This window comes from Amycolatopsis sp. cmx-11-32 (assembly GCF_047608695.1).
Lineage (GTDB): Bacteria > Actinomycetota > Actinomycetes > Mycobacteriales > Pseudonocardiaceae > Amycolatopsis.
Genome location: NZ_JADNQN010000021.1, coordinates 1 through 16,916 on the forward strand (window position 1 = coordinate 1; position 16,916 = coordinate 16,916).

Here is a 16,916-nt window from a genome sequence, read left to right on the forward strand (position 1 = left end):
TGTCCGAAGCCCGCGCCCTGACCAACTTCGCCGGCAACGCCGTCGCCACCATCCTCGTCGGAAACTGGACCAACGAATTCGACCGCGAACGAGCCAACCAGGTCTTCAACGGACAAGCACCGTTCGAGGAGGCGCCGGACGGGTCGTGAACTTCCAGTCGCGCTGGCGGCATCGTTAGGGTGGCAGCGTGCCAGAACGGATCCAGTCGGTCGAACGCGCGGCCACCATCCTGCGACTGCTCGCCTCAGGGTCGCGCCAGCTCGGCGTCGTCGAGCTGGCCCACGCGATGAACCTGCCCAAGGGCACGGTGCACGGAATCCTGCAGACGCTGCAGTATGTCGGGTTCGTCGAACAGATCGGCGCCGGCGGGAAGTACCGGCTTGGTCCGACGCTGCTGCACCTGGGCAACGTCTACCTCGACGTCAATGAACTGCGCTCCCGAGCCCTCAGCTGGGCGGATTCCCTGGCCACTCGCTCGGGTGAAAGCGTCCGGATCGGCACCGTGCACGAGAACAAGGTGCTCGTCATCCACCATGTCTTCCGCCCGGATGACAGCCTCCAGATCTTGGAGGTCGGGGCGCTGCTGCCGCTCCACGCCAGCGCGCTGGGCAAAACCCTGCTCAGCTTCGACCTGCGCGGTGACGTCCTGGCCGGCAGCATCGACCTGCCCGGCAAGACACCTGCCACCATCATCCAGCGCGACGAACTGCTCCAGCAGATCACCCTGATCCGGGCAGCGGGCTGGGCGATGGATCGCGATGAACTCGTTCACGGGGAAGCTTCCATCGCCGCGCCCATCCACGACGAGCGCAACCTCACAGTGGGCGCGATCGCGATTACGGGCGCCATCGAGCGGATCTGCGACGAAGACCGACAGCCCCGTCGCGACCTCGTCGCGACCGTTCGTGAGACCGCCCGCTCGATCTCCCGCAGCCTCGGTGCCCCGACCTGGTGACCAGCACGCACGCCAAGACGGTTTTCGCGGTGAGTCTCGGCTCCCGTCCGCGACCGAGCTTCCGACGTCGCTCGCGATCTCCGGTGCCCATCAGGAAAACACCGACGGCCAGTACGTAGATACCAGGACAACAGGTTCCCGCCGTCGCAGGGAGCCTTGGGCGATAGGGGTACTCGCAGGGACCCCACGACCAGCGAACCTTGGCGTCGATGCTCGGCTTGTGGCCCGACGGCGACGAACAGCCGGTGAGGGTTAAGATCCCGGGCCCGTGGGGTAGGCGAGCTTCGAGATATGAGGTCCAATCGTGTGCCGCCCGTTGATTCCACTTCACGACGGTCGCCTTGGCGGGTCGGTCGACAGGCGAGCGGCCCGGGTCGGTTGCGCTCGAGAGGTCCGGCCCAGAAGATCGCCGCCTGGACCGGACCTGACAGTCCTAACAGGACATTCAGTGCTCGTACTCAGTTGTCGGGTAGTCGCCTGTCAGCCGAGGCAGGCGCGGACGGCCTTGGCCAGGTTCGCGGCCCTGGGGTCGTCGGGGCGGAAGTTCCACAGGTTGGTGACGTAACCGAAGCCGACACCGGCGTCCGGGTCCGCGAAGCCGATCGATCCGCCGGAGCCCGGGTGGCCGAACGAACCCGGTCCGGTCATCGGCATCGGCGGGCATGCCCGGTGGAATCCGAGTGACATGTAGAAGGAGCGGTCAGCCGGGATGTTCAGTCCGGGTGGCAGTCCGTGCATCGGCGTCTTGTCGGTCTGGACGGTGGTCATTTTCTTGACGGTCGCCCGATTCAGCAGGCGGACCCCGTCGACGGTACTCACCGTGGCGGCGTACATCCGGGCTACCGATCGGGCGTCGGCGAGCATGTTCGCGGCCGGGAACTCCGCGGCGCGCCAGGCGCGGGAGGTGAAGTAGTCGGTCGTGGGGTCGAGGGCGCCGCCCAGTTCGCCTGCCCGGGCTTGCACGGAGCCGGGCTCCCAGAGGGCTTTGACCCACCTGGTGACGGTGTCCGCGTCCAGCCCGGTCAGTGTGATCATGCCGGCGATCAGCTCTTCCAAGGTGAACGGGGCGGCGTAGTGGAGTTTGGCCACCCGGTTCTCGTGTTTCTCGGGCAGCCCGATCCAGGCGCTCAGCCCGAGCGGACGGGCGACCTCCTCGGCGAAGAACGTCCCGAGTGACTTGCCGGTGATGCGACGGACGACTTCCCCGACCAGGAATCCGTAGGTGACGCTGTGATAGACGTGTTCGGTTCCCGGCTTCCACAGCGGTTTCTGCGCCTCGAGTGCCCGGATGACCGGGTCCCAGGCGCAGGCCTGCTCGAAGGTCAGGGGTCCGTCGACGATCGGCAGCCCGGCCTGGTGAGACAGCAGCCAACGCACCGGGATCTGCTCTTTGCCCGCGTTGCCGAATTCCGGCCAGTACCGGGCGACCGGGGCGTCCAGGTCCAGTTCACCGCGTTGCGCCAGCATGTGCGCGCAGATCGCGGTGGCGCCCTTCGTGGTGGACGCGACCTGGACGATGGTGTTCTTACGCCACGGCCGGTTCGCCTCGCGGTCGGCGAGGCCGCCCCACAGGTTGACGACCTGGCGGCCGCCCACGTAGACGCTGCACGCGGCGCCGACTTCGCCGGGGTTTTCCTTGAAGTTCCTGCGGAAGACGTCGGCTACCTTGCCCCAGCCGTGCTCGACGCCATTGCCGTCATGGCTGTCCTCGGCCGCGTTGCCATGCCCGGCGAGGCCGACGAGCGCGCCTGCGGTCAGTGCTCCGGCCAAGACTGTCCTGCGTCGCACGTTCCCCTGCTCGGATGTTCCGTCCACCATGTCGTGACCCCTTCTGGTGAAGACCTGTGCTGATGACTTGCGGGGATCACGATCGCCGAATGTGCTGACGCGGCACTGACACCACCCTGACACGGCCTGGATGTCGGCTACCTGGGAACGGATCGGCGCGTCGGCCGGCAGGTCGACTGACGCTGCCGAGCACGGGCAAGGGGGAATCAGACTGGGCTTTGTGGAGCGTTGGTCACTCCGTGTACGAGCAGGTCCGCGAGGCCGAGCCCGGTGACGATGGTCGCGCTCTTCTCCGCGTCAAGGAAACGCAGGCCCATGAAGTTGTCGCCGACCGTGAAGCCCGGTAGTGCCCACACGTGCTCGTAGGGGATCGCCGTCGGATGATAGGTGTGGAAGGTGTAGACGTTGCGCCACAAGCAGCGAGCCGGGTCCGGGTTCCACAGTCGGCGGGCCAGCTCGTCGTTGCGCAGGCAACGGCCTACGGTCCCGGCCGCGCGTACGTGCTTCTGCCCGGTGAGGAGCACGAAGTCACTTGTGTCGAGGTTGTCCATTTTTCTGTCGTGCTGTGCGGTCGCACCCCAGAAACGGGCCTCACCGCCCGGGTGTGCGGCTATCAGCTCGGCACGCTCATCCGCGCTCAGCGCCTCGGCATACCGGGGTCGCAGGAACGATATCGGCCGGTCCAGCGTCTCCGCCCAGTGCCGCCGCGCCTCCTTCGTGCCGTAAGACGGTTGAATAATCACGCGCATAACCGTGGCTGCCCGCATCGTGCCCTGCCGAAACCGGGTACTGCCGCGGCAGGGACTCGTCGAAGATCTCGGCAGGCTTCGCAACCTTCAGACGCGGGGATTCGCCAGTGACGGTTCCCTGGTCTTCGCCGAGGTCGTGGTGCGCAGACGGCCATGCGGGCGACGATGATCACCGCTGTCGTGGGCACGGTCCAGTTGATGGCTTCGCCGAGCAGCAAGCCGTAGCCCCTGTCGAGGACGGCAGCGCTTGACATGCACCCGTACGGCTGCCTAAAGTTAAAGGCAGCCGCGAGGCTGCATATCGAGGAAGGCGACATGGACGAGGTCTTCAAGGCACTGGCCGACCCCAGTCGCCGCCGGTTGCTCGACGACCTGAACGCCCGCAACGGGCAGACCCTGCGCGAGCTGTGCGCGGGGCTGGAGATGGCGCGGCAGTCGGTCAGCAAGCATCTGGCCGTGCTGGAGGCGGCCAATCTGGTGACCACGGTGTGGCGTGGCCGCGAGAAGTTGCATTACGTGAACGCGGAGCCGATCAACGCGATCGCCGAGCGCTGGATCGACCGGTACCACCAGGGCCGGGTCGGCGCGCTCGCTGGTCTGAAGCAGGCATTGGAGCAGGAACCCATGAGTACCAACGAATTCGTCTACACCAGCTACATCAAGACGACGCCGGAGCGGCTTTGGCGGGCGCTGACCGACCCGGTCTTCACGAAGCAGTACTGGGGCTGCGAGTTCACTTCGGACTGGAAGCCAGGGTCGACGATGGCCTGGGAGCAGCACGGCGTGAAGCAGGAGGACGCCGAACAGGTCGTGCTGGAGTCCGACCCGTACCGGCGGCTGTCCTACACGTGGCACACCTTCACCCCGGAGTTCGCCAAGTCCGTGGGGCTCGACGACGACGTGTCGGCGAAGGTTCAAGCCGAGTCGCGGTCGAAGGTGACATTCGACCTCCAGCCGGTCGGTGACACGGTGAAGCTGACCGTGGTGCACGACGGTTTCGACGGGGGCAGCACGGTGCTGGAGATGGTCCAGGGCGGGTGGCCGTCGATCCTGTCGAGCCTCAAGACGCTGCTCGAGACCGGCGAGCCACTGCCCGAACCCGCGTAAGTGGGTCGACGCCGTCGATCTCATCAGGCAGTATCCGCGGCGTGCCCCTGGAGATCGCTTGCGACGAGTCCGGGTCCGAGGGCGAGAAACTGATCGGCGGGCAGACCGACGTGTTCGCCCACGCGGGAGTCCGGCTGAGCATCGAGGACGCCGCGGCCTGCCTGGTCGAGCTGCGGCGCAGGATCCGCTCGCCGGCGGTCGAGTACAAGGCCAACCACCTGCTCCGCACGAAGCACCGGCGGGTCCTCGAATGGTTCCTCGGCCCGTCGGGCCCGGTCCACGATCGCGCGCACGTGTACCTCGTGGACAAGAAACTGCTCTTGGCGAACGAACTCCGCACGCTCGTCGGCCGGGGCGTCTCGCCGGACGGCGAACTCCTGGCCGCGTTCAACGACGTGTTGCGGACCAGGAACCGGCGGGATCCGGCGGCGGGGTCGTTCTACGCCCTGGTCGGCGACACGGCACAGCTGCGGGCGAAAGTGGCCGGGTTGCGGGCCGCCAAGGTCCTCGATCCGCTGGTCCCCGCGATCCTCCGCGCCGTCGGACGCTGGAGCGAGGACGGCGAGCCGGTCTTCCTCGTCCACGACGAGCAGCCGTCGCTCAAGGGGGAACGGCTCGCCGAAATCGAGGCGAATCCAGGCCTTGCCGGGCTGGAGTTCGTGGACTCGCGGACCGATCCGCGAGTACAGGTCGCCGATTTCCTGGTCGGTGTCGCCCGGCGGATCGCCGAGGACGAACTGAACGGGAACGGTGACGCGGTATTGACCGCGTTGCTCGCGCCCTACGTCGACTCGGCGTCCCTCTGGGACTGATTCACTCCTTGGTACGCCGAATCGCTCAGGTGGCTGTTGCCCCGCGCACCGGTCGGCTGGAAATGTCGAGTCTTATTCGACACCGCGTACGGGAGGCACTCGCAGATGCAGGCTTTCACCTTGCCCGAGTTCTACGTGCCGCATCCGGCGCGGATAAACCCGCACTTGGCAGCGGCGCGGACGCACAGCATGGCTTGGGCAAGGCAGATGGGCATGCTCGATTCGCCGGCCCCGTCCGGCGACGTCGTCTGGACGGAGCAGGCGCTGGCGAAAATGGATTACGCGCTGCTCTGCGCGCACACTCATCCGGACTGTGACGGCCCGTCCCTCGATCTGGTCACGGACTGGTACGTCTGGGTGTTCTTCTTCGACGACGATTTCCTCGCGCAATTCAAGTACACCCGGAACACCGAAGGCGCCAAGGCCTATTTGGACCGGCTGGAACTGTTCATGACCGGGCCAGGGGAAACGCCGCCGGAACCGGAGAATCCCGCCGAAGCCGGGCTCAAGGACCTTTGGGCGCGCACCATCCCGTCGATGACGGAGGCCTGGCGGCGGCGTTTCGTCGTCAGTACGCACAACCTGATGGTCGAATCGCTGTGGGAACTGGACAACATCGACCGCGGCCGTATCGCGAATCCCATCGAGTACATCCAGATGCGCCGCCGCGTCGGCGGGGCACCGTGGTCGGCCAACCTGATCGAGTACGCGGTCGGCGCCGAAGTGCCGGACAAGGTCGCGGCGACCAGGCCGCTGGAGGTCCTGCGCGACACCTTCGCCGACGCCGTCCACCTGCGCAACGACCTGTTCTCCTACCAGCGCGAAGTCCGTGAGGAAGGCGAGAACTCCAACGCCGTCCTCGTCTTCGAGAAGTTCCTCGACTGCTCGACGCAGGAGGCCGCCGAACTCACCAACGACCTGCTGACCTCGCGGCTGCAGCAGTTCGAGAACACCGCGCTCGTCGAGGTGCCCGCGCTGCTGGCCGAACACGACGTCCCGCCGCCCGAACAGATCGGGATCGGCCGGTACGTCAAGGGCCTGCAGGACTGGCAGTCCGGCGGCCACGAATGGCACGCGAAGTCGAGCCGGTACATGAACGAGGGCCCGGTCTCGGGCGCGAACGGCGTCGGCGGCGTGCTGGGCGGCCCGACGGGACTCGGCACGGAGTCGTTGCGTCTCTCGCCGAACAGGCTGGGCCTGGTCCAGCGGACGCGGCAGCAGGCGCCAGCCCCGTTCGCGCCGGTGGGACATCTGCCGCTGCCCGAATTCCGCATGCCGTACCCGGTCCGCACCAGCCCGCATCTCGCCGCCGCGCGGGAGTACGCCCCGACCTGGGCGCGGGCGATGGGCATGTTCGACGCGGTGCCGGGCCTCGAACAGGGCGGGGTCTGGGACGAACGCCGGTTCCGCGGTTTCGACTTCCCGCACTGCGCGGCGATGATCCACGCGGACGCGGACTTCGAACGGCTGAAACTGTCGTCGGACTGGCTCGCTTGGGGCACCTACGGCGACGACTACTTCCCGCTGCTCTTCGGGCTGCGGCGGGACCCCGCCGCGGCGAAGCTCTGCAACGACCGGCTCTCCCTGTTCATGCCGCTCGACGGCGAACCGGTGCCGGAGCCCGCGAACCCGGTCGAAGTCGGCCTCGCCGATCTGTGGAACCGCACCGCGGGACCGCTGAGCCCGCACGCGCGCGCGGAGTTCCGGGTGGCGATCGAGAGCATGACCGCGAGCTGGGTCTGGGAGGTGCTGAACCAGGCGCAGAACCGCGTCCCCGACCCGGTCGACTACGTGGAGATGCGGCGGCGGACGTTCGGTTCCGACCTGACGAAGAGCCTCGCCCTCCTCGAACTCGGGGACGTCGTGGCGCCGGAGATCTTCCAGAACCGGGTCCTGCACGAACTCGACACCGCGGCGCAGGACTACGGGACCTTCACCAACGACCTGTTCTCGTACCAGAAGGAGATCGAATACGAGGGCGAGGTGCACAACCTCGTCCACGTCGTCGAGCGCTTCCTCGACGTGGACCGGTTCCAGGCCAGGGACTACGCCGCCAAGCTGATGAACGCGCGGATGGAACAGTTCGAACAGCTCGCGGACGAGGACCTGCCGCGGATGTGCGACGACCTCGGGCTCGACGACGACGCCCGCGCCTCGCTGACCGGATACGCCGACCACATGAAGTACTGGATGTCGGGAATCCTGGAATGGCACCGGAAATGCGTGCGGTACATGCCGCACGAGCTGGAACGCACCCGCACTCCCGAACCGCCGGTGTTCTCGTTCAAACCGAGCGGTATCGGCTTGTCGGCCTGGCGGATCGGGAGCGGGGCGGGAGTGAACTCCTAGAACGCGGTCAAGGCGATCCGCGCGGCGCGCGGATCGCCGTCGTGTACCAGCGACTCGAAGTGCCCGACGTCGTCGAAGGCGAATCCGTACGCCTTCCCGTCGACCATCTGCTCGTGGACGATCCGCGAGTAGTGGTCGGTGACGGACTGCTTGTAGAACTGGCCGGCATCGTAGGTCGGCTGCGTGTGCAGGGAACCGAGGGTCGACCGGTGCAGCGCCGCGCACAGCGTCCGCGCGATCGGGCCGACGACCTGGTCGTTCGGTGCCTGCAGCCTGCCGTCGCAGTCGAAGACGTCACGAGTGCTCGGCTTGCCGAACGACGCCACCGTCGCGCCCGAGGTGTTCGTGAAGCGCATGACATCGTCCCCGCCGGTCCGGCCGGTGAACTTCCTGCCGGGTTCGGCCTCGAACGGGACCACGGTCAGCGGTGTCGACTTGTAGGTGTTCCAGGCGTTCGTGACGTAGCCGTCGAGGTAGCTCCCGCTGAACTTGCCGGAGTCGAGACCCTTGCCCGGCGCGAGGACCCGCAGCCGGTTGTAGGCCAGGTTCGAGAAACCGGACTGGCCATGGACGGCGTTGAAGATGTTCTCGCGGCCGCCCGCCTTGAGGCGTCCGGCCTCCTTGTTCACGCCGGCGCCATTGGTCAGCCCGACCGCGTGCGGAACGCTGAACATGTCGACCTGCGAGCTGTTGATGAACAGGCCGCCGTTGTCGTAGGTGAACTCGCTCCAGTCGAACAGGATGTCCCGGTTCGGGTCACCACCCGCCCACGGCGCCGGCTGCACCAGCCCGTCCGGGGTCAGGAAGAACTTGATCTTCTGCCCGAACGACAGGTAGACGCGGCCCGAGAGCATCCGCGGGATCTTGATCGTCGTCGAGCCACCGTTGCCGGGGCCCGCGATCGCGACGTCCGGGGCTGGGCTCGGCGGGTTCGCGCCGGGTGGCCACGGGGTGAAGGCGCCGCCGGCGTCGACGTAGCCGAGCCTGCCGGTGTTGAGGTTCGTGCCGAGCACGTAGAGGTAGACCGCGTCCGAGCGGTTCGAATCGTTGATGACGGTCAGCGGCAGCGGATCGGGGCCCGCGGCGACCGCGGTGGGTGCCGAAAGCGCCGAAACCCCGGTGACCAGTGGGAAAGCGACCGCCAACGCGGTCAAGACGCGCCGGATCTTCTGACGGATGCGCACAGTTCACTCCTCGGCTGAATCCCGCCGCGCGAACGCTGGGCGCGACGGTGCTCGCGGATGTCGGCCGGGGGCGCGTTCCCGGTCTTGGCGAGACCTTGGCGAGGGGTCTCAACACGGAAAGTTACGTCGCGAATACCAACATGTCCAGACCACATGTGGGAACCTGTCCGGTTTCGCGCCGAGGCGGACAATTCATCGCCGGCCTTCGTCGATTGAGGTGGCCGGATTCCTCGACTACCGTTGTCCGCGTTGCGTCCTGGACCCCGGCGACAGAGTTCTCTCGTCCATGGGGAGCAGGGCATGAGTGACGACGTTTTCGAGGTGCGAAGAACCGGCGAGGGCGAGCCGTGGATTTCCCCCGCCGGCTGGGACGATCTCGCCAAGTCCGCGGCGGGCGGCGAGTGCCACGCCATGGACGACCTCATGGCCGCCCTCACGCCATGGGCGCGGCAGTACGCCGAAACCCGGCTCGGCGGTCACGACCTGACCTACCTCGAACCGGCCGACGTCGCACAGGAGATCTGCCTCGCGGTCTTCGTCGCGGTTCCCGGCTACGGCCTGCGCGGCGGTTCCTTCCTGTTCCTCCTGCGTGCCATCGCGGCGAACAAGGTCGCCGACGTCTTCCGGAAGGCGGCGCGGAACAGGCAGGTCCCGACCGGTGAACTCCCGGAGCACCCGGCCGTCGCCGCGGAGGAACCGGAAGAGCGCGCCCTGCGGGACGATCTCGGGGTCCGGCTCGGCAGGCTGATGCGGATGTTGCCGGTCTCCCACCGGGAAGTGCTGGGAATGCGGGTGATCGGCCAGCTGACGTCGAACGAGACCGCCGCGGCGCTCGACACGACCTCGTCACGGGTGCGGGTGACCAAACACCGGGCGATCAGCAGGCTGCGCGCCTGCGCTCAACGCCAGGACGCCTTGAGCTGAATACGGATCAACAGCCGGAAAAGCGGATTTTCCCGCTTGGCCCGGGTTTCGAGAATGCGAACGCACATGCCCCCTCCAGAGCTCGCCGTCGGCGCCGTCGCCGAGGGCCTGAGCCACGAACGCTGGTTTCCAAGCCTAGGCGCGGACGGGGAAGCCGGAACCGGCTGAACGGGCGATTGGTGTTCTTTCGAGCCGGATGCGGCGGGAACGATACCGATTCGGCGCTTGTTCGCCATGGATCGATACTTAAACTGGATAGGTGTTCTCCCTGGAGCAACTGGTGAGTTTCGTCGCGGTGGCCGAGGAACTGCATTACGGCCGTGCGGCGGAGCGGCTTTCGATGACCCAGCCGCCGTTGAGCAGGCGGATCCAGTTGCTGGAACGCGAACTGGGGGTCGAGCTTTTCGACCGTACGCACCGCACGGTCCGGCTGACACCCGCCGGAAGGGTTTTTCTCGCCGAGGCAAGGAAAATACTGCGCTCGTCGCAGGAGGCGACGCTGTACGTCCGCCGGGCGAAGAAGGGCGAGGTCGGGGTCGTCACGCTCGGTTTCACCGCCACCGCGGCGTATTCGTACCTCGAACGCGTACTCGCCGCGGCGAGCGCCGACTTGCCCGGCGTCGATCTGGTGCTGCGGGAAATGGTGACGTCGGCGCAGGTGGAGGAAGTGCTGGCGGGCGGGATCGACGTCGGCATGATCCGGCCGCCGGTCACCGGCGGCGACATCGTGACCCTGCCGCTGTGGCGGGAACCGCTGCTGGCTGCCTTGCCGTCGGCACATCCTTTGGCGCGGCGTAAGAAGAATCCCGACGTCCGCGACTTCGACGGCGAGCCGTTCATCATGTACTCGCCGTCGGAAGGCCGGTATTTCCACGATGTGCTCGTGGCGGTGTTCCGCGCGGCGCGGGTGTTGCCGGAGTACACGCAGTACCCCAGCCAGGTGCACACGGTGCTCGCACTGGTCAAGGCGGACCTCGGCGTCGCCTTGGTGCCCGCCGCGGCGGCCGCGCTGCGGTTCGAGGGTGTCGTGCTCCGTCCGGTGGACGGTATCGAGGGCCGTCCGGTGGAACTCGAACTGATGTGGCGGCGGGGCAACGACAATCCGGCGCTGGGCGCGTTGCTCACCGTCATCGGCGGCCTGGCGCGTCGCGTCTCGTGAGTGGCAAGGCAAAGCCACCCCCTCCCGGATCTCCTCGTGCGGGACACGGCCCGCGGCCCGGCAGCGGGACCGGTCACCGGCACCGCGCTCGAACACGACAGCTTCGCCTACCTCTCAATAACCGTCCCTGACACTTACGAAACCCTTGCCTGGCTGGCCGTTTCGCGTGACGGGATGGACGACACGCGTGACTGGACGACGACACGCGGGTCGTCCATCTGGTCACGTGAGTCGTCCCGCCAATCACGCGAAACCGCCATCCGCGCACCGCGTAGGTACCTGAGCCACCTTTGGCTCTAACCGGTCTTACCGCTCACGAGGGGGACTGAACTGGCCAGGCGTCGCCCCATTCGGCGTCGCGGGCCGCGCGGTAGGCCTGGCCGTGCCGCTTGGTGACGATCGTTTCGGTGAGCCCGGATTCGGCGCACAGGGACAGGCTGACCATGCCCTTGCGTTTGACCGGATGCCGCAGGATCCGGCCCTCGGCGCGCTCCGGCGTCGTGCGTGAGGCGACGACGTAGGAGAACTTCTCGTCCTCGAAGCCGAGCGTCCCGGACTTGAGCTGGCGGTGCAGGACGGTGCGCGGGAGGCGGGCGGAGAAATGGCACCAGTCCTTGCCGCGCGGGATGGGGCAGGCGCCTTCGTGCGGGCAGGGCGCGACCAGGGAGAGGCCGAGTGCGACGAGTCGGTCCCGTGCTTCGACGATCCGTTCGTGACCCGCGGGGGTGCCGGGCTCGATCAGCACCAGCATCCCGGCCTTCGCCGAAAGCCAGCGGACGGTGTCGGCCCGGCGGGCTTCGGGCAGTTCTCCGAGGACGTAGGAGAGGGTCACCAGGTCGGCGTCCGGCGCGGGCCCGGCCGGGTCGATCAGGCCGCGCTGCCAGGTCGAGCCGCGGACGGCCTTGCCGCCGGCGTTCCCCGCGAGCCGCCGCCCCAGTGCGATCGCGCCGGGGACCTGCTCGACGACGGTGCTCTCCTCCAGCGACGGCCACACCTCGGCCGCCGCCCAGATCGCGGCACCGGTCCCGCCTCCGACGTCGATCTGCGTGCGCGGAGCGAACCCAGGAGCGCGGAGGGCGGCTTCGGCAAGAACAGTGTGTACGGCCGCGTAGGTGGCCGGCATCCGGTAACCCGCGTACGCGACGATGTCCGCGTCGGTGGACAGGATTGGAGCCGTCGCCGGGTTGTTCTCGCGGTAGCGCGAGCTGAGCCGCTCGACGGTCTGCGTCAGCCTGGTCTGCGGGTACTTGTTCAGCTCTGCGTCGAGGGCGGAGCGGAGATCTGAGGGGAGTGCGGCCACGACGGCAGATTGTTTCATGTGCGGTTGACCTGGGGTTTTCCGGCTGCTCGAATACTCGCGGAAAAAGTTTCGGGGACCGTGTCGAAACCGGGGGTGCCCGATCGACGCGTAGATGTGGCAGGGACGAGCCCCGCCGGGAACGGAGACGCGAAATGCGGTTCATGGTGATTGTCAAGAGCGACGAGCAGACCGACGCGGCAGGCGCGCAGCCGAGCGCCGAGGACCTGCAGGAGATGGGGAAGTTCAACGAGGAGCTGGTCAAGGCCGGTGTCATGCTCGCGGGTGAAGGGCTGCTCCCCAGCGCCGAGGGTTTCCGTATCCAGTACTCCGGCACCACCGAGGCCAGGGTGGTCGACGGACCCTTCGCCGAGAGCAAGGAACTCATCGCGGGTTTCTGGATCCTGCAGGTCAAGGACAGGGCCGAGGTCGTCGAGTGGATGAAGCGCGCGCCGTTCCGCGAGGGCGAGATCGAAATCCGCCAGATCGCCGAGCTGGAGGATTTCGACAACGCCACCCCCGAGATCATCGAGCACGAGCAGAACCTGCGGAAGCAGGCCGAGGCGAACTAGTGGTTGCGGTCGTCGCGCCGACGATGTTGATTGGTCGGCGTGACGGCAACAGCAGACCCCCGGTCGGCGATCGACGCGGTGTGGCGGATCGAATCGGCCCGCCTCATCGCCGGTCTCGCGCGGATGACGCGCGACGTCGGCCTCGCCGAGGAACTGGCGCAGGACGCGCTGGTCGCCGCGCTCGAACAGTGGCCTGATTCAGGCGTCCCGAGGAATCCGGGCGCCTGGCTCATGACCACGGCGAAACGCCGCGCCGTCGACACCTTCCGGCGCAACGAACGATACGAGCGGAAACTCGGCGAGATCGGCCGCGACCAGGAGTTCGAGGAGGAACCCGACTTCACCTCGGGCCTCGACGACCACATCGAGGACGACCTGCTGAGACTGGTGTTCACCGCCTGCCACCCGGTGCTCTCGACCGAGGCCAGGGTGGCTTTGACGCTGAAGATGATCGGCGGACTCCAGACGCACGAGATCGCGCGGGCGTTCCTCGCCAAGGAAACCGCCATCGCGCAGCGGATCGTCCGGGCGAAGAAGACCCTCGGCGATGCCAAGGTGCCGTTCGAGGTGCCCGAGGGCGAGGACCGGGTCGCGCGGCTTTCGTCCGTGCTCGAAGTGATCTACCTGATCTTCAACGAGGGTTATTCGGCGACGGCGGGCGAGGACTGGATGCGGCCGGGGTTGTGCGAGGAGGCGCTGCGGCTCGGCCGGATCCTCGCCGGGCTCATGCCGAAGGAACCCGAGGTGCACGGGCTCGTCTCGCTGATGGAGATCCAGGCTTCGCGGTCCGCCGCGCGCGTCGGGCCGAACGGTGAGCCCGTCCTGCTGATGGATCAGGACCGGGCCAAATGGAACCGGCTCCTGATCGGCCGCGGTCTCGCGGCGCTGGACCTCGCCGAGTCGCTCGCGGACGGCGCTTTCGGCGTCTACGCGGCCCAAGCCGCCATCGCCGCCTGCCACGCGCGGGCCCGGACGGGTGAGGAGACCGACTGGGGCCGCATCGCGGTCCTGTACGAAGGGCTCGGGAAGCTGAACCCGTCGCCGGTGATCGAGCTGAACCGGGCGGTGGCGCTATCGATGGCCTTCGGGCCGGAGGCGGGGCTCGAGGTCGTCGACAAGCTGACGTCGGAGCCCGCGCTGAAGTCGTATCACCTGCTGCCGAGCGTGCGCGGCGACTTTCTGGCGAAGCTCGGCCGTCTCGACGAGGCCCGCGCCGAGTTCGAGCGCGCGGCCGAGATGACCGGGAACGACCGGGAGCGCACCCTGCTGCTGAACCGCGCTGCCGAGTGCGGTGCGTGACGGCTCCCTTGGGGCCGGTCAACGTCTCAAAGGGGGCCTTCAGGACACGGGCCATCAGTCACTGAGAGCCACGCGACTCCCTACTCACGACCCGCCACCGACCTTGGGCCGAAGGCGTCCTTCGCCACATCAGACGAGGCGAAGGGCCCCATCACCCCACCGTCGGCCACGCGAGCAGGGTCAGGCGGGGGCGGGGCGCAGGGCGGTCAGGGCGCGGTGCTGGCCAAGCCGGACGGCCTGCACGGAGCACCCGAGCGCCAGCGCGGTGTCGTCGGTGGAAAGCCCGACGAGCGACCGCAGCACCATGATCTCGCGTTGCTGCCCCGGCAGCCCCGAAAGCGGATTCGGCAGTTCGGCGGCGGTCCGGTGGAAATCGTCGACGTGGCCGCGCGCGACGTCATAGGCGAACGCGAGGGGCGCGGGCGCCTCGCCCGCGCTGGCGACGATCGCGAGACAAGTGTTCTTCGCGACCGCGTCGGCGGCGTCGTAAGTTCCCGATCTTCGTCCGATCCGCGCCCGGCAGTAGCGCACCACCAGGACGCGGATGGCGTCCCTGAGTTTCGAGGCTGTCTCCATCCGCCCGCCGGCCTCCTCCGACCGCCGCGAACCGTGTACTCGCATCGGCTCCCTCTCCACCTTTCAGATGAGCACGGCGGAGGGGGACGCAGGTACGGTCTTTTTGCCCACACCGGGCGTTTCAGGCCTCGATGAAGACGATCCGCTCCGGTTCGATCGTCAGACGCACGGTCTGTCGTTTCACGCTCACCAAGGTCTCGAATTCCGTGGCGTGCCCGTCCGGGACGGTGAACAACCGGTCGTCGCGGGAATCGAGGAAGTCGGAGAACCCGGTCAAGGAGACCCCGCCGCTTTCGTCGAGCGCGAGGTAGTCGACGAGCCGCCGGAACAGTTTCGGCAGGATCACCAGCTCGTCGGCCAGCTGCCGCCGGGACGAGAGCTTGAACCCGGAGTTCGTGACGTCGTGCGGCCACAGCCCGAGTCCGTCTTGACGTGCCTTGCCCGCCGCTTCGGCCAAGGCGTCACGGAGATCGGGGAAAAGCAGTGAATAGAACGTCGGGTAGGCGAGTCCGTCCGCGACCTGGCGGTGGTTCGCGGAGTTCTTCAGTGTTTTGACGTCGAGATGGACCCTGGAAAGGTCCGCCGACCTTCCCGGCCGTTGTCCGGGAAAGGCGAACGCCACCGCTCGTCCGTATTTGTCCGCGAATCGCGTCAGTATGTGACCCGATACCTTGATCGGGGTCGAGGAGGTGACTCTTCCCCGTTCGTCGCGTTCGACGGTTTCGAAGCCGAGAGCCTTCAGCAGGTTCGCCGCGGCGGCGTCGGCGAATTCCGCGGGCTGGTGCCACATCCCGCCGGTTCCCCTGGCCTGGTAATGCGTTTCGAGCGCGTCGATCGCGTCGAGCCGCAACTGCATCCCGCCCCGGGAATTGAGCCGGACCTTCAGGCCCGCTTTCTTGGTCGCCTCGGGGTCTTCGGGATAGAACCGCACCGAATCGCCGTCCGGTGAGGCTCCGGCAAGCTGGAACGTACCTTTGATCAGCGTCATGGGCATGAGGACGACGGTAGTTCTCATTCGGGTGAACGAACCATCCGTTCATCCATCCAGACCAGTCGCCGGTAAAGATCAGATGACCATTGTGGACATTCTCGGAGATCTTCCAATGATTGACGCGAAATGATCATTTCGGGGATGCTGCCCGGATGACCGACTTCTCGTACCGCTGGCGTGACCCGGTCACCGACGACGAACTGCCAGGAGCACGATGATCGGCAACGCCGCCGGCCACCTCAGGCCCTTCGCGCCCGCACGTACCCCAGCCGGAGCGACAACGCGGCGGCCGTGCCCGCCACGGTCGCGCCCAGTTCGTCGGTTCGGCGGAGCACCCGGCCCGCCGGGCCCGCGATGCTGATCGCCGCGATCGGCCGTCCGGTGTGGTCGCGGACGGCGGCGGCAACGCAGCCGACGTCGGGCTCGTTCTCGACCTCGTCCACGGCCCAGCCGCGACGGCTCGTCCTGGCCAGGTCGTCGAGGAGCCGGGCCGGGTCGTTGATCGTCTTGAGCGTGAGGCTGTCGAGTTTCATCCGGCGGATGCGTTCGACCCGGTCCTGTTCGGGCAGTGCCGCCAGCCACGCCTTGCCCAGCGAAGTCGCGTGCTGCGGGCGGCGGGTGCCGAGGCGGCAGGCGAGGGTGACGGCGTTGGCGCTGCGTTCGGTGGCGACGTAGACCATCGTGTCGTTGTCCGGGACGGCGAGATACGTCGTCTCCCCACTCCGTTCGGCGAGCGACGCGAGATACCGCGGCGCGCACCGGTGGAGATCGGTCGCCGCCATCGCGCGGGCGCCGAGTTCGACCAGCCGGGTGCCGAGCCGCACGCGGCCGGTGGCGCGATCGGCTTCGAGGTATTCGAGGTTCTTGAGGGTGCCGACGATGCGGTAGGCGGCGCTCCGGGAGAGACCCAGTTGCCTGGCGATCGCGTTGGTGGAAATCTCCTGGTTCTGGCCGACGTGCTCGAGAACCGCTAGTCCGCGCTCGAGTGTGCCACTGGAATCCAGGCCCCGTGGTGTGCCCACTTCGCCCCTCCGTTGGACCGGGGTACCGATGGCCGGTACCTGTTGCCGCTAAGCGGATTCGGACGTTAACAGCTCGATCCGACGTTGGGAAGGTTTCTTAACAAACTGTCGACCGGACAAGTTTTCCCAGCT

The 16,916-nt window shown here is 67.5% G+C and carries 15 protein-coding genes and 1 pseudogene; 9 read left to right on the forward strand and 7 right to left on the reverse strand.

Annotation, left to right across the window (positions count from 1 at the left end):
• Positions 1-149 (forward strand): annotated as a pseudogene (locus ACM6LR_RS37415) (C4-dicarboxylate transporter DctA); the annotation flags it as partial.
• Between the two features lie 38 nt (positions 150-187).
• Positions 188-955, forward strand: coding sequence for an IclR family transcriptional regulator (locus tag ACM6LR_RS37420; protein WP_414941521.1), 768 nt, complete (start codon positions 188-190; stop codon positions 953-955).
• A gap of 480 nt (positions 956-1,435) precedes the next feature.
• Here ACM6LR_RS37420 and ACM6LR_RS37425 read toward each other — a convergent pair whose 3' ends face one another.
• Both ACM6LR_RS37425 and ACM6LR_RS37430 read right to left on the reverse strand, forming a co-directional pair.
• Positions 1,436-2,743, reverse strand: coding sequence for a serine hydrolase domain-containing protein (locus ACM6LR_RS37425; RefSeq protein ID WP_414945480.1), 1,308 nt, complete (start codon positions 2,741-2,743; stop codon positions 1,436-1,438).
• A 206-nt stretch (positions 2,744-2,949) separates the two neighbouring features.
• Entirely contained in the window at positions 2,950-3,492 is a 543-nt protein-coding gene (locus ACM6LR_RS37430) for a hypothetical protein (RefSeq protein ID WP_414941676.1), read from the reverse strand.
• Between the two features lie 315 nt (positions 3,493-3,807).
• On the opposite strand from ACM6LR_RS37430, the gene ACM6LR_RS37435 reads away from it, so the two are divergent.
• The 3 genes from ACM6LR_RS37435 (at position 3,808) to ACM6LR_RS37445 (ending at position 7,760) form a co-directional block, all read left to right on the forward strand.
• Complete coding sequence (locus ACM6LR_RS37435; RefSeq protein ID WP_414945481.1) at positions 3,808-4,599, forward strand: ArsR/SmtB family transcription factor; 792 nt, start codon at positions 3,808-3,810, stop codon at positions 4,597-4,599.
• A 41-nt stretch (positions 4,600-4,640) separates the two neighbouring features.
• On the forward strand, positions 4,641-5,411 hold the full coding sequence (locus tag ACM6LR_RS37440) for a DUF3800 domain-containing protein (RefSeq protein WP_414941525.1): 771 nt from the start codon (positions 4,641-4,643) through the stop codon (positions 5,409-5,411).
• Positions 5,412-5,516: 105 nt separating this feature from the next.
• Positions 5,517-7,760 (forward strand): terpene synthase family protein, encoded by a 2,244-nt coding sequence (locus ACM6LR_RS37445; protein ID WP_414945482.1) that lies wholly within the window; start codon positions 5,517-5,519, stop codon positions 7,758-7,760.
• On the opposite strand, the gene ACM6LR_RS37450 is transcribed toward ACM6LR_RS37445, so the two are convergent.
• Positions 7,757-8,944 carry a beta-1,3-glucanase family protein gene (locus ACM6LR_RS37450; protein ID WP_414945483.1) on the reverse strand — a complete coding sequence of 396 codons (1,188 nt, stop codon included), beginning with the start codon at positions 8,942-8,944 and terminating at the stop codon, positions 7,757-7,759. The genes ACM6LR_RS37445 and ACM6LR_RS37450 overlap by 4 nt on opposite strands.
• A 300-nt stretch (positions 8,945-9,244) precedes the next feature.
• Here ACM6LR_RS37450 and ACM6LR_RS37455 point away from each other — a divergent pair, with 300 nt between their 5' ends.
• Complete coding sequence (locus ACM6LR_RS37455) at positions 9,245-9,868, forward strand: sigma-70 family RNA polymerase sigma factor (protein ID WP_414941528.1); 624 nt, start codon at positions 9,245-9,247, stop codon at positions 9,866-9,868.
• A 259-nt stretch (positions 9,869-10,127) separates the two neighbouring features.
• On the forward strand, positions 10,128-11,027 hold the full coding sequence (locus ACM6LR_RS37460) for a LysR family transcriptional regulator (RefSeq protein WP_414941529.1): 900 nt from the start codon (positions 10,128-10,130) through the stop codon (positions 11,025-11,027).
• A 313-nt stretch (positions 11,028-11,340) separates the two neighbouring features.
• On the opposite strand, the gene ACM6LR_RS37465 is transcribed toward ACM6LR_RS37460, so the two are convergent.
• The gene (locus ACM6LR_RS37465; protein ID WP_414945484.1) at positions 11,341-12,327 is read right to left on the reverse strand and encodes a small ribosomal subunit Rsm22 family protein; all 987 of its coding nucleotides are present in this window, start codon (positions 12,325-12,327) and stop codon (positions 11,341-11,343) included.
• 152 nt (positions 12,328-12,479) lie between these two features.
• On the opposite strand from ACM6LR_RS37465, the gene ACM6LR_RS37470 reads away from it, so the two are divergent.
• Both ACM6LR_RS37470 and ACM6LR_RS37475 read left to right on the forward strand, forming a co-directional pair.
• Positions 12,480-12,896, forward strand: a complete 417-nt coding sequence (locus tag ACM6LR_RS37470; RefSeq protein ID WP_414941531.1) for a YciI family protein — start codon at positions 12,480-12,482, stop codon at positions 12,894-12,896.
• 30 nt (positions 12,897-12,926) lie between these two features.
• Entirely contained in the window at positions 12,927-14,195 is a 1,269-nt protein-coding gene (locus tag ACM6LR_RS37475; protein ID WP_414945485.1) for an RNA polymerase sigma factor, read from the forward strand.
• 180 nt (positions 14,196-14,375) lie between these two features.
• On the opposite strand, the gene ACM6LR_RS37480 is transcribed toward ACM6LR_RS37475, so the two are convergent.
• The 3 genes from ACM6LR_RS37480 to ACM6LR_RS37490 form a co-directional block, all read right to left on the reverse strand.
• Positions 14,376-14,771, reverse strand: coding sequence for a sigma factor-like helix-turn-helix DNA-binding protein (locus ACM6LR_RS37480; protein ID WP_414941534.1), 396 nt, complete (start codon positions 14,769-14,771; stop codon positions 14,376-14,378).
• Positions 14,772-14,892: 121 nt separating this feature from the next.
• Positions 14,893-15,765 (reverse strand): nuclease, encoded by an 873-nt coding sequence (locus tag ACM6LR_RS37485; RefSeq protein ID WP_414941535.1) that lies wholly within the window; start codon positions 15,763-15,765, stop codon positions 14,893-14,895.
• 236 nt (positions 15,766-16,001) lie between these two features.
• Positions 16,002-16,784, reverse strand: coding sequence for an IclR family transcriptional regulator (locus ACM6LR_RS37490; protein ID WP_414941536.1), 783 nt, complete (start codon positions 16,782-16,784; stop codon positions 16,002-16,004).
• Positions 16,785-16,916: the final 132 nt, after the last annotated feature.